General features: G+C 61.6%; 12 protein-coding genes. 6 read left to right on the top strand and 6 right to left on the bottom strand.

The window, feature by feature from the left end; genetic code table 11:
* Positions 1-111 precede the first annotated feature (111 nt).
* Complete coding sequence (locus V8352_RS20325; protein ID WP_336426101.1) at positions 112-1,188, top strand: flagellar basal body P-ring protein FlgI; 1,077 nt, start codon at positions 112-114, stop codon at positions 1,186-1,188.
* 63 nt (positions 1,189-1,251) lie between these two features.
* Here V8352_RS20325 and glpK read toward each other — a convergent pair whose 3' ends face one another.
* Both glpK and glpD read right to left on the bottom strand, forming a co-directional pair.
* Entirely contained in the window at positions 1,252-2,751 is a 1,500-nt protein-coding gene (glpK, locus tag V8352_RS20320) for a glycerol kinase GlpK (RefSeq protein WP_336426100.1), read from the bottom strand.
* Positions 2,752-3,001: 250 nt separating this feature from the next.
* Positions 3,002-4,603, bottom strand: a complete 1,602-nt coding sequence (glpD, locus tag V8352_RS20315) for a glycerol-3-phosphate dehydrogenase (protein ID WP_336426099.1) — start codon at positions 4,601-4,603, stop codon at positions 3,002-3,004.
* A gap of 167 nt (positions 4,604-4,770) precedes the next feature.
* Between glpD and V8352_RS20310 the strand changes: the two genes are divergently transcribed.
* A complete protein-coding gene (locus V8352_RS20310) occupies positions 4,771-5,541 on the top strand; it encodes a DeoR/GlpR family DNA-binding transcription regulator (protein ID WP_336426098.1) in 771 nt (256 codons plus the stop codon).
* 36 nt (positions 5,542-5,577) lie between these two features.
* Here the strand turns inward: V8352_RS20310 and fliP are convergent, their stop codons facing one another.
* From fliP to fliF, 4 genes are read right to left on the bottom strand one after another with little or no spacing between them, the layout of a single operon-like run.
* A complete protein-coding gene (fliP, locus tag V8352_RS20305; RefSeq protein ID WP_336426097.1) occupies positions 5,578-6,306 on the bottom strand; it encodes a flagellar type III secretion system pore protein FliP in 729 nt (242 codons plus the stop codon).
* Positions 6,303-6,599, bottom strand: coding sequence for a FliM/FliN family flagellar motor C-terminal domain-containing protein (locus tag V8352_RS20300; protein WP_336426096.1), 297 nt, complete (start codon positions 6,597-6,599; stop codon positions 6,303-6,305). Before V8352_RS20300 ends, fliP begins: the two co-directional genes overlap by 4 nt.
* Complete coding sequence (locus V8352_RS20295; protein ID WP_336426095.1) at positions 6,599-7,186, bottom strand: FliH/SctL family protein; 588 nt, start codon at positions 7,184-7,186, stop codon at positions 6,599-6,601. Before V8352_RS20295 ends, V8352_RS20300 begins: the two co-directional genes overlap by 1 nt.
* On the bottom strand, positions 7,186-8,796 hold the full coding sequence (gene fliF / locus V8352_RS20290) for a flagellar basal-body MS-ring/collar protein FliF (protein WP_336426094.1): 1,611 nt from the start codon (positions 8,794-8,796) through the stop codon (positions 7,186-7,188). The genes V8352_RS20295 and fliF overlap by 1 nt, the downstream gene beginning before the upstream one ends.
* A gap of 123 nt (positions 8,797-8,919) precedes the next feature.
* Here fliF and V8352_RS20285 point away from each other — a divergent pair, with 123 nt between their 5' ends.
* The 4 genes from V8352_RS20285 to motA all read left to right on the top strand — a co-directional run bounded on the left by V8352_RS20285 (position 8,920) and on the right by motA (position 11,324).
* Positions 8,920-9,420, top strand: coding sequence for a flagellar basal body-associated FliL family protein (locus V8352_RS20285; protein WP_336426093.1), 501 nt, complete (start codon positions 8,920-8,922; stop codon positions 9,418-9,420).
* A gap of 9 nt (positions 9,421-9,429) precedes the next feature.
* Positions 9,430-9,795, top strand: a complete 366-nt coding sequence (locus V8352_RS20280; RefSeq protein WP_336426092.1) for a hypothetical protein — start codon at positions 9,430-9,432, stop codon at positions 9,793-9,795.
* Positions 9,796-9,827: 32 nt separating this feature from the next.
* Positions 9,828-10,382, top strand: coding sequence for a MotE family protein (locus V8352_RS20275; protein WP_336426091.1), 555 nt, complete (start codon positions 9,828-9,830; stop codon positions 10,380-10,382).
* Between the two features lie 72 nt (positions 10,383-10,454).
* Positions 10,455-11,324, top strand: coding sequence for a flagellar motor stator protein MotA (gene motA / locus V8352_RS20270; protein ID WP_336426090.1), 870 nt, complete (start codon positions 10,455-10,457; stop codon positions 11,322-11,324).
* Positions 11,325-11,588 lie beyond the last annotated feature (264 nt).

Genomic DNA, 11,588 nt, shown 5'->3' with positions numbered 1-11,588 from the left:
GTCGCCGGTCGGCTCAAGCACCTGCCCGCGTCACCCTACGACACAACATCTGGTGTGGTCGTGAACTGACCGGAGACCCGCACACCCACACAAACCGCGAAGAAGCCTGCATTGATCTCCGCGGTTGCAAGTCCGGCGCTCTCGAGTCCGATCCGTATCAAGGACCTCGTCGAGTTTGACGGTGTGAGGGGCAACGATCTTGTGGGGTATGGTCTTGTCGTGGGGTTGAATGGCACAGGGGACGGGTTGCGCAATGCCCCCTTTACCGAAGAAATCATGTCCAACATTCTCGAGCGCCTCGGCGTCAACGTAGCTGGTGAGCAGTTTCGGCCCAAAAACGTCGCTGCGGTCCTTGTAACGGCCAGTCTGCCGCCCTTTGCGCGTGCGGGCGGGCAGATCGACGTTACGGTCTCGGCGATTGGTGACGCCGGCAGCCTTCTGGGTGGAACGCTGGTGATGACACCGCTGAATGCAGCCGATGGTCAGATCTATGCCGTCGCGCAAGGCACGATCATCGCGGGCGGTGCCGCTGCGGGCGGCGATGCGGCAAGGGTCGTGCAAGGTGTGCCGACCTCGGGAACCATTCCGTCAGGTGCGCGTGTCGAGCGGGAAATCGCGTTCGAATTGGGCTCACTGGATCAGCTCAGGCTCGCGCTGCGGGAACCTGATTTCACCACTGCGGGGCGCATCGAAAACATTATCAACGGCAGCTTTGGTCGAGCCGTCGCCGTCATGCTGGATAGCGGGACGGTGCAACTGGATATTGCGGGTACCAGAATGGCGTCTCCGGCACATGCGTTGGCGCGAATTGAAAACCTATTGGTCGAGCCTGAGCGTAAGGCGCGTGTTGTGGTCGATCAGCGGTCGGGAACCATTGTGATGGGTCAAGATGTGCGGATCAGCCGGATCGCGGTATCTCAGGGCAATTTGAACTTGCGTGTCGAAGAGGCACCGATCGCGGTCCAGCCCAATCCCTTTGCCGAGGGCGAGACCGTCGTTGTGCCACGCACCAACGTCGAGATCGAGGAAGAGCCGGGGATCGGCCTTGCCGAAGTGCCATCGGGCACGACACTTTCCGAAGTTGTCGCGGGCTTGAATGCGCTGGGCGTCGCGCCGCGGGACATGATCGACATACTCAAGAGTATCAAAGCAGCAGGTGCGCTACATGCCGAATTCGTCGTGCAGTGATGGGAGCACGATCTGGTGCGGCCCGATCGTAGGTCAGCACGCTTGAACTGTGAGGCGGCGTTCTTAAAAAGCCTGGGCCGCTTCGACCGCGCGCCGCCATGCGTTGTATTTTCTGTCGCGTGTATCGTCCGACATCTTGGCCGTGAACGTGCGCTCCAGCGCCCACATGTTCGCAAAGCTTGCCTGGTCAGGGTAGAGGCCAGCGCGCGTTCCGGCGAGCCAGGCGGCGCCCATGGCTGTCGTCTCGAGAGTGGCGGGCCGGTCGACCGAGGCGCCGATGATGTCCGAAAGAAATTGCATCGTCCAGTCGGAGGCGCTCATCCCGCCATCGACACGCAAAGTCGCGGGCTCGGTTCCGGCATCGGTGGCACCGCTCCAATCCAGGTGCATCGCTTCCAAAAGGTCGCGCGTTTGATACCCAACGGACTCAAGCGCTGCGCGGGCCAATTCCTCGGGGCCAGAATTGCGCGACAGCCCGAAAATGGCGCCGCGACACTCGGCGTTCCAATAGGGCGCTCCGAGTCCCGTGAAGGCAGGCACGAGGACAACGTTCTGGCCCGGGTCGGCAGCCTCCGCCAAAGGCTGTGTCTCTGCGGCGGCGCGGATCATCTTGAGCCCGTCGCGAAGCCATTGCACAACCGCACCCGCAACGAAAATCGACCCCTCAAGGGCGTAGGTCGGGGTGCCGTCCAACTGATAGGCGATCGTCGTGAGCAAGCGATTTTGCGAGCGCACAGGCGTCGCCCCAGTGTTCAGCAGGGCAAAGCACCCGGTCCCATAGGTCGATTTGAGCATGCCGGGCTGAAAACAGGCTTGTCCGATCGTGGCTGCCTGCTGGTCGCCTGCGACGCCGTAGATCGGGATCGGGCGCCCCAAAAGATCATCGCGTGTCATACCGAAATCAGACGAGCAATCATGCACCTGGGGCAACATGCCCATCGGGACATCCAGCAAGTCGCAGATCGTGCGGCTCCACCGGCCCTTGCGGATATCATAGAGAAGAGTGCGCGCCGCATTGGTGGCATCGGTGACATGCGACCTGCCACCCGTGGCCTTCCAGATCAGGTAGCTGTCGACCGTGCCAAAAAGCAGATCACCCGCCCGCGCCTTGGCGCGGGCGCCCTCCACGTTGTCGAGTATCCATTTTAACTTTGTGCCGGAAAAATATGGGTCGAGCAGCAGACCGGTGCGTTCTGTCACCATATCTTCGTGCCCGCGCTCGCGCAGTGTGGCGCAGATCGCGGCGGTGCGGCGATCCTGCCAGACGATGGCATTGTGAATGGGCTGGCCTGTCTTGCGATCCCAGACCAGCGTGGTCTCGCGCTGGTTGGTGATGCCGATGGCGGCGATATCGGCGGCGGTGATCCCGGCGCGCTCGATCACTTGGCGGCAGGTGCCTGCGGCGGTGGACCAAAGATCGGAGGCATCATGTTCGACCCAGCCGGACTGCGGGTAGTGCTGCGGAAACTCCTCCTGCGCGATTGCCGCGACTTGCAGCGCCTCATCAAAGAGGATGGCGCGGCTGGAGGTGGTGCCTTGGTCTATTGCCAGAATGTATTTCATATCCCCTCGGGATTGCTATGGCGCAGGTGCCGGGTCGAACGAGACGCGCGCGCCCCCGGTGTTGGCGTCCCTGCTGAGTTCAGGCCTTTACCACCTCATCATAGCTGATGGTCTGAGGCTGTTCATCCTCGATTTCAAGCTTGGGCCTCGCGTGCCGGCCTGCCTGAGCCAGCAGGACGGACATGGCTCTTCGTTCAGGGCAGGGCCAAGCCAATCTAGGACAGGCCTTGGCGATCTATGCCCCTCAAGTCTATTCCGCTGCGGCAGAATGCATGCGCTCGGCTCGATTGGCCATGTATTGCTCGAGCGCAGTGACCTCGTCGGCATCCAGGCGAAGGCCCAGCTTGGTCCGGCGCCACAGAACGTCCTCGGCTGATCGTGCATATTCGCGGTCCATCAGCCAGTTTACTTCGGACGCGGTCAATGTAGCGCCGAAGCCCTCGCCAAGATCATCGTAAGTCTGGGCGTTGCCCAGGATGTCATGCGCCTGCGTTCCGTAAGCGCGGATAAGGCGCCGCGCCCATGCATCGTTCAAGAACGGATAGGCGGCACGCAAGCCGGCAATCTGCGCGTCCACGCCCGAGACCGCAAAATCGCCGCCGGGCAGGGGCACGCCTGCGGTCCACTTGGCCGGGAGACTGTCCATTTCCGCGCCGATCAGGTCCATCACCCCTTCGGCGAGGCGGCGATAGGTGGTGATCTTGCCGCCAAATATGTTGATGACAGGCGCGCCCGCACTGGAATCGACCTTTAGCGTATAATCTCGCGTCGCGGCCGTCGCCGAAGATGCTCCGTCGTCATAAAGGGGGCGCACGCCCGAATAGCTCCAGACGATGTCATCGACGGAAATCGGATCCTTGAGGTAGGCGTTGACGAAATCCACCATATAGGCCTGCTCGGCCGGGGTGCAGACAGGCGGCGTTGCGGGGTCTTCATGCTCCTGATCGGTGGTGCCGATCAGAGTGAAATCCGTCTCGTAGGGGATGGCGAACATGATGCGCCCGTCGGTGCCCTGAAAGAAGTAGCATTTGTCATGATCAAAAAGGCGGCGCGTCACGATGTGGCTGCCACGCACAAGGCGCACGGTGTCCTTTCTGTGTGACTGCACGGTGTCGCGGTTCACGTCGCCAACCCAGGGGCCGCCTGCATTCACGATGATCCGCGCATGCGCGGTTCGGGTCTGGCCGGTCGCCATATCCTTGAGGGTGACGGCCCAGATGCCACCCTCTTGAGCGGCAGACATCACACGTGTGCGAGTCAGGATCTGCGCGCCGCGCGCCTCGGCGTCGCGGGCATTCAGCACGACAAGACGCGCGTCCTCGACCCAGCAGTCCGAATACTCGTAGGCCTTGGCGAATCTGTCTTGCAGCGGGCGACCCTCGGGCGATGACGCCAGATCGACGGTTGATGTGCCGGGCAGGATCTTGCGACCGCCGAGATGGTCGTAAAGGAAGAGGCCCAGACGGATCAGCCAGGCTGGCCTGCGTCCGCGCATCCACGGCATCACCATCTTCAGGAGTTTCGATGTGGGCGTGTCGCCCTCGAAGCGCATGTCCTTGTGGTAGGGCAGCACGAACCTCATGGGCCAAGCGATATGGGGCATGGCGCGCAGAAGGGTCTCGCGCTCGATCAGGCTTTCTCGCACAAGGCGAAATTCGAAGTACTCGAGGTAGCGCAGCCCACCGTGAAAAAGCTTGGTCGAAGAAGAGGATGTCGCCGCTGCAAGATCCGACATCTCGGCCAATGTCACGGACAGCCCGCGACCTGCGGCGTCACGCGCGACGCCGCATCCATTGATGCCCCCGCCAATGATCAGCAGGTCCTGAATATCCTCGTCGCGCACCACCTGCATCCCCCGGGCCTGATAATCAGGGTTACAGAGTAGCAAAGTGTGATAAAAAGAACAGGTATGACTTTCGATTTTGTTCGGTTTTATGCGCGCTTGCTTGATACGGTCAATTTTCGCGTGAATTGCGCCGAGCGCGCAGCCGCGCAGCACCTTCCAACTCGGAGCGTTCCATGTCCCAGACTATTCGCTACCCGGAAATTCTCGAACTGGCACGGCGCGATGGCAAGGTGACGGTCGAGCACTTGGCGCAGCATTTCGGCGTCACGTCGCAGACGATCCGCCGCGATCTGTCCGAACTTGCCGATGCGGGGCGGCTGGAGCGTGTGCATGGTGGGGCGGTTCTGCCGTCGGGCACGATCAACATCGGCTACGAAGAACGGCGTCGCATAAACGCCGCGGGCAAGCAGGCTATCGCCCGCGCCTGCGCAGCTCGGATCCCGGAAGACAGTGCGATCTTTCTGAATATCGGCACCAGCACCGAGGCGGTCGCGACCGAGCTGATCCATCATCGCAATCTTCTGGTTGTTACCAACAACATGAACGTGGCGAACATCCTTGCGCAAAACCCGGAGTGCGAAGTCATCTTGACCGGGGGCGCGCTGCGGCGGCTCGATGGTGGCTTGACCGGCGACATCACCAAGACGGCGATCCGCCAGTTCAAGTTCGACATCGGCATCATCGGCTGCTCAGCCATCGACCCTGATGGGGACATCCTGGATTTCGATGTCGAGGAGGTGGGCGTGAGCCAAGCCATTCTCAACCGTTCTCGCCGCAAGATGCTGGTCGCAGATCATGGTAAGTTCAAGCGGACAGCCCCTGCGCGGATCGCCTCACTTGCAGAGATCGACATGCTGTTTACCGATTGGGCCGTCGCCCCTTCGCTTGAAGCGCGCTGCGCCGAGTGGCACACCAAAGTGATCGTCGGCGCTGCCGAGAATTGAGGGCCAACGCGACATTCGCGCGCTGAAAGATACCCGCTAGAAATACCCGCGTACGAGGCTGCCCGCGATGAGCGACCAGCCGTCGGCGATGACAAAGAATGCCAGCTTGAACGGGAGCGATACAATGGCCGGCGGCACCATCATCATGCCCATCGACATAAGGATCGCCGCAACGACCAGGTCGATGATGAGAAACGGCAGGAAGACCAGAAACCCGATCTGAAAGGCCCGCGCGATTTCCGACAGAAGAAAGCTGGGAATCAGGACCGAAAGGGGCGCATCCGGCCCCGGAGCGATCCCGGTGGCATCTGGGCGCAACGCGGCCATGGCTGCGAAGGTGTCACCATCGAGCCGGCCCGCCATGAAAACGCGAAACGGCTCGAGCGAGCGGGTGATGGCGGTCTCGACCGGTATGGTCTCGTTCAGGAGAGGATTGATGCCCTCGTCCCAGGCGGTCATGAAAACTGGCTCCATCACGAAATAAGTCAGAAACAGCGCAAGGCTGACGATCAGCATGTTTGGCGGCGATTGTTGCAGGCCGATGCCCTGCCGCAGGATCCCCAGAACCGTAACCATGAAGGGAAAGCAGGTGATCATGATCGCGAGACCTGGCGCGAGGCTGAGCACCGTGATCAGCGCAAGAAGTTGCAATGTGCGCGCTGAAAGCGATCCGTCATCGCCCAGAGACAGCGAGAAGTCCTGCGCGCTTGCCGGCACCGCCAGCATTACCATTACGGCAGCAATCAGCAGGGCGCCCCATTTCATGCGAGGCCGTCCTGAAGGTCGGCGACCTCCGTCAGGCGCACCGCCAGCTGGCCCTTCTGGTCGCCCTCCAGCTCTTCGAGCTCGCCGCGCGCGATCAGGCGGTCGCCAACATATAGCTCGACCGGATCGTCGACCCGCTTGTCCAGTGGCAGGACTGCGTCCTTGCCCAGCTTGAGCAGGTCGCGGATAAGCGGGCGCGCTTTGCCGACAGAGATCGTGATCTCGATCGGCACCGATGAAAACGGGTTGGTCGGCTCGGGCTGGCGGGCTTGGGGGCCGGTGGAGGCGTCCATCAGGCGGTATCCTTCTGTTGTTCTTGGAAAAAGCCGCTGACGGCGGCGTCTATCTGCTTGAGCACGGCGTCTAGGTCGATTTCCTGTTCGCTGCCAGCCGCGCGGATGTGGATCTGGCCCTCGCCGAGAGATGGCTCGACCCGGACAGTGACATCCGCCAGCGCGCGATCCTCGATCAGCGCCTCCAGCGCAGCCGCATTGCCCGGCGCGGTGACAAGGGTTACGGGGCCGGTCGCGGCCTCGCGCGCCATCGCGTCCAGCGTCTCGATGACCCGCTCGCCCATCGTTTTGCGCGCAATGTAGGGCAGCACGCTGTTGACCATGCCGGTCATCAGCGGACGCAGTGCGCCCAGCAGATCGCGCTGCGCCTCGGCGAGGGTGAAGGAGATGTCCTGAAGATTGCCGGCAAAGTCGGTCGATACGCGGTCGGTATCTTCCTTGGCGGCCTTGACCGCATCCTGCCAGCCGGCCTTGTAGCCCGCCTCGAACGCTTCGACGCGTTCTTCCTCAAGCGATACGTCGGTGATCGAAATGCTTTGCGCGCCGGGTTTGGTCGCAAAATCTTCGAGCAGGTGCGAAATGCTCATCAGACGTTCTCCTCTTCGCCTTCCAGCCAGGTGCGCAGAATCTCGACGGCTTCCTCTTGGCGGTCCGAGATCATGCCGCGTAGCCGCGCAACGGGGTCTTCTCCGGCCTCTTGGCTGGCGGCGATCGCGCTGCGGTTCGAGATGATGGGTAGGCTGGTCTCATCCATATCGGACGTGTCGATTTCGCCTGTGAGCGCATTCTGGGCGTTGGCCGCGACCAGCCCTTGCGCTGCGGCGCTACCAGGCCCCTCGAGGGCGGGGATATCGGCTGCGCGGGATTGCGATAGAATTGGGCGAATGACGAAAAGTCCTAGGATCAGCGCGACGATGCCCAGCACGGCGGCCTGGATCAGCGACATGAAGTCGAGGCCGAGCGACGTCAAGAGCGACGGCTCGGCGGCGGTGCCGGAAATCGCGAGCGGCTCGAACTGGAGCGACTTCAGGGTGATGACGTCCCCGCGCGCCTCGTCGAAGCCGACTGCGGAGGCGACCAGATCGCGCAGCGCCTCCATTTCCGGCTCGGGGCGGGGCAGATAGGTCTGGGCGCCCGCATTATCGACACCGAATGTTCCGTTCACGAGAACTGCAACACTTAACCGCTTGATCGCGCCCGGTGCCTGGGTGATCTCGCGCTCTGTCTGCGAAATTTCATAATTGATCCGCTCGCGCGTCTCATTGGACTCGCTGTTCGAGCTATCTGCCCCGGACGCGTCGCCATCTGGCAGGTTGGACGCCACGGTGACATCGCTTCCGCCGTTGTCCGATGAGGCATTCGTGCGCTCTTCGGTGTCAATGCTGATGGCGACCCGGCTGTCGGGATCAATGGTCCGTTCGCGAATCAATTCGGTCGTCTTGATCGTATCGACGCTGACCTCCACGACGGCATTGCCGGCGCCGACGCGGGCTTCGAGCAGGCGCTGAACCCGCTGCCGCAGGGCATCGGAGCGATCCTCGCCGACGTTTGCGGGCGCTTCTTCGGCGCCGCCGACGAGCCCGCCGGAGCTGTCGATAATCGACACGTCATCCGCCGTCAGCCCGGCCACCGCGCTGGCGACAAGGAACTTGAGCGCTTGCGCTTGCTTGGCCGGCAGATCGCCACCCGCAGATGTGATCATGACCGACGCTGTCGCGCGCACGTCGCGCTGAAAGGGATTCGAGCCGGTGTTCGCGATGTGGACGCGCGCTGCCGTGATCGCTGGGTTGGAGATGATGGTGCGGGCAAGCTCGCCCTCCTTGGCGCGCCAATAGGCGGCGTCGAACATCTGAGACGTCGTCCCGAAACCCGACAGGCTATCGAGCAGCTCGTACCCTTGGCTGGTATTGCTGGGCAGCCCCTCGCTCGCCAATGTCATGCGCAATGTGTCGCGCTGGGCCGAATCGACAAAGATGGCGCCGCCGCGCACTTCGTAGGTGACGCCGCGCTGCTCAAGTGCGCGCACGACCTCGCCCGCCGGACCGCTTTCGAGGCCCGCATAGAGCAGGTTCAAACTGGGCGCCGTGGCCATGCGGGACAGGCCCAAAACAGCGGCGAACACCGCAATCGCCGCCAGAATGATGATGATGCGCCTGCGCGGATCCAGAGCGGTCCAAAGGGTCGCGATATTCTGCAATTTCCTTGCCTCCTCAAGTCCTGCGTTCTGCCGGACGTTGGGGTCATCTTTGGCTCATCAGCCTTAACAATCGGTTAGTGCCTGATGGGTATGTTGAACCTCGACAGAAATGAGGTTCGGATCATGGCCAAGACCAAAGAGGACGAGGGTGAAACGCCCGTAAAAAGCTCGAAGATGCCTGTTTTGATTGGGCTTGTGCTGGCTTTGGCGGGCGCCGGAGCGGGATATTATGCGGTCTCCTCCGGTCTTCTGCTGGGCGGCGAATCGGAGGTCGATCAGGCGTCGGACAAGGGCACCGATCAGGCCGTTCCCGACTCGCTGCCCGATGTCACTTATGTGCCGATCGAGCCGCTGGTAATCTCTTTGGGTGACGGAGCGACAGGCAAGCATCTGAGATTTCGCGGACAGCTGGAGGTTGCTGCGGCCTATCGCGCGGATGTCGAGCATCTGATGCCGCGCGTGGTGGATGTGCTGAACTCGTACCTGCGCGCATTGGAGATGGCTGACCTGACGGACAAGGCCGCGCTCGTGCGGCTGCGCGCGCATATGCTGCGCCGAATCCAGATCGTGACCGGCGAGGGGCGAATCAACGATCTGCTCATCATGGAATTCATACTTAACTGAGGACGTTACATGGAACTGATTGCTGATATCTTGTTGGTCGCGGGCGCACTGGGTGCTGGCTTCTATTGCTATATTCTCAGTAGGCGGCTGAGCCGATTCAACGACCTCGAAACAGGCGTCGGCGGTGCCGTCGCTGTGCTGTCGGTGCAGGTCGACGATCTGACCAAGACGCTGGAGGCGGCTCAGAACACTGCCGGGGCTTCGGGCGCCGCGCTGGAAACGCTTACCGAGCGGGCGGAAACCGTCGCGAAACACCTGGAACTGATGGTCGCGTCAATGCATGATTTGCCGGCGGCTGCCCCTAAGGCTTCGGAGCAGAAAACTCCGCTCGGGCCGATCTTCCGCCGCCATGATGCGACTGGTGCGTCGCAATGAGCCGGATGCCAAAGCGCAAGCGTGGCAGGAAGATGCGGGGCGCCCTGACCCTTGTTTCCGGGCTGCTGGTGCTCTCGGCAGTTCTGCGGCTGGGCGGTGATGCAGGGCAAGCGTGGGCGCGCGTGGCGGACACCCCCGATCCTGCAGCGGCGATCGTCGCGGCGGACTGCACCACCGAGGATGATCTGCACGACATGCTCAAGAGCTTTCAGGCGCGCAAGGCACAGATCGACCGCCAAGAGCAAGAAATGCGCGATCGTCAGCAGGCGCTCACTGTTGCAGAACGGCAGTTGCAGAGCCAGCTCGCGCAACTCGAGGCTGCCGAGGACAAACTGCGGCAAACTTTGACGATGGCCGATACCGCGGCAGAGAGCGACGTCGACAAGCTGACCAAGGTCTACGAAAGCATGAAGCCCAAGCAGGCAGCCGCACTCTTTGAGGTGATGGATCCGGATTTTGCTGCGGGGTTTCTGGGGCGGATGAAGCCGGACGCCGCAGCGGCGCTGATGGCAGGGCTCAGCCCGCAAGCAGCACATCCGTTTTCGGTCGTCCTTGCTGGCCGCAATGCGGGCGCGCCCAGACAGTGAACTGATCCGCGCTCAGCGAATCTTAACCTGCAGCGAGCAGTATGGCGCCTGAAATGATCTTCGGAGAGAAACATGATCGGTCTTATCGGGATAGTCGTCGTTTTTGTGATGGTCTTTGGCGGCTACCTCGCAGCCGGTGGCAAGCTGGGAATCATCCTAAAATCCCTGCCGTTCGAGATGATGATGATCGGGGGTGCCGCCACGGGGGCATTCCTGCTCAGCAATGACATGACGGGCGTCAAGCATACGATCAAGGACATCGGAAAGGTCTTCAAAGGTGCCAAATGGAAACAGGCAGACTATCGCGATCTGTTATGCCTTCTTTTCGAGCTTGTGCGCCTTGCAAGGCAAAATCCCGTTGCAATAGAAGAGCATATCGAGGCGCCCGAGGCATCGTCGATTTTTGGAAAATATCCTCGCATCCTGGCCGACAAGGAAGCAGTGGCGCTGATAAGCGATACACTTCGCTCTGCCTCCATGAACTACGATGATCCTCATCAAGTGGAGGAAGTTCTGGAGAAGCGTCTGGACGCGACGCTGACACATGCCTTGCACTCCAGCCACGCACTTCAGACCGTTGCGGATGGATTGCCCGCGCTTGGTATCGTCGCGGCGGTTTTGGGTGTCATCAAGACGATGGCCTCAATCGACCAGCCTCCTGAAATCCTTGGCAAGATGATCGGCGGCGCTCTGGTCGGAACCTTCCTCGGGGTTTTTCTGGCCTACGGTTTCGTCGGTCCCTTCGCGGCCAAGGTAAAGTCCGTGGTCGAGGAAGACGCCCATTTCTATCACCTGATACGCGAGGTTCTGGTTGCCAACCTGCATAATCATGCAACCAACATCTGCATTGAAGTGGGCCGTCAGAACACTCCGGCTCATTGCCGGCCGACATTCGGAGATTTGGAAGAGGCCCTGAAGGCTGTCAAGCAGGACGCCGCATGATGGCGTGGCGCTTAACCTTGGTTCTTGTCGCAAGTGCTGCGGTCTTTGCAAGTCCGGCCCTGGCGCAGCAGATCACTGTCCGGTCGGGCGAGCATGACGGATTCTCCCGATTGGCCGTGGACTTGCCAAAGAGAACCTCGTGGAAAGTGAGCGGTGTGTCAACGGCGGAGACAAAACCGGCCACGTGGCGGCGCAAAACCAGGCCAGTGGCGGGGTGCCAAGCGCCATGGCACGTGCGCTCCCCAGATAGCTGGCGCGTGCCAT

It is taken from the genome of Roseovarius sp. D0-M9, from assembly GCF_037083805.1.
Classification (GTDB): domain Bacteria; phylum Pseudomonadota; class Alphaproteobacteria; order Rhodobacterales; family Rhodobacteraceae; genus Roseovarius.
Note: the sequence above shows the minus strand (reverse complement) of the source record. Positions and strands in the feature narration are given on the sequence as shown.

Bases quoted from the DNA above. Each gene is read 5' to 3' on its own strand.
- glpK (WP_336426100.1), bottom strand. From the start codon at position 2,751: ATGAAATACATTCTGGCAATAGACCAAGGCACCACCTCCAGCCGCGCC.
- glpD (WP_336426099.1), bottom strand. From the start codon at position 4,603: ATGCAGGTGGTGCGCGACGAGGATATTCAGGACCTGCTGATCATTGGC.
- V8352_RS20310 (WP_336426098.1), top strand. From the start codon at position 4,771: ATGTCCCAGACTATTCGCTACCCGGAAATTCTCGAACTGGCACGGCGC.
- fliP (WP_336426097.1), bottom strand. From the start codon at position 6,306: ATGAAATGGGGCGCCCTGCTGATTGCTGCCGTAATGGTAATGCTGGCG.
- V8352_RS20300 (WP_336426096.1), bottom strand. From the start codon at position 6,599: ATGGACGCCTCCACCGGCCCCCAAGCCCGCCAGCCCGAGCCGACCAAC.
- V8352_RS20295 (WP_336426095.1), bottom strand. From the start codon at position 7,186: ATGAGCATTTCGCACCTGCTCGAAGATTTTGCGACCAAACCCGGCGCG.
- V8352_RS20285 (WP_336426093.1), top strand. From the start codon at position 8,920: ATGGCCAAGACCAAAGAGGACGAGGGTGAAACGCCCGTAAAAAGCTCG.
- V8352_RS20280 (WP_336426092.1), top strand. From the start codon at position 9,430: ATGGAACTGATTGCTGATATCTTGTTGGTCGCGGGCGCACTGGGTGCT.
- V8352_RS20275 (WP_336426091.1), top strand. From the start codon at position 9,828: ATGCGGGGCGCCCTGACCCTTGTTTCCGGGCTGCTGGTGCTCTCGGCA.
- motA (WP_336426090.1), top strand. From the start codon at position 10,455: ATGATCGGTCTTATCGGGATAGTCGTCGTTTTTGTGATGGTCTTTGGC.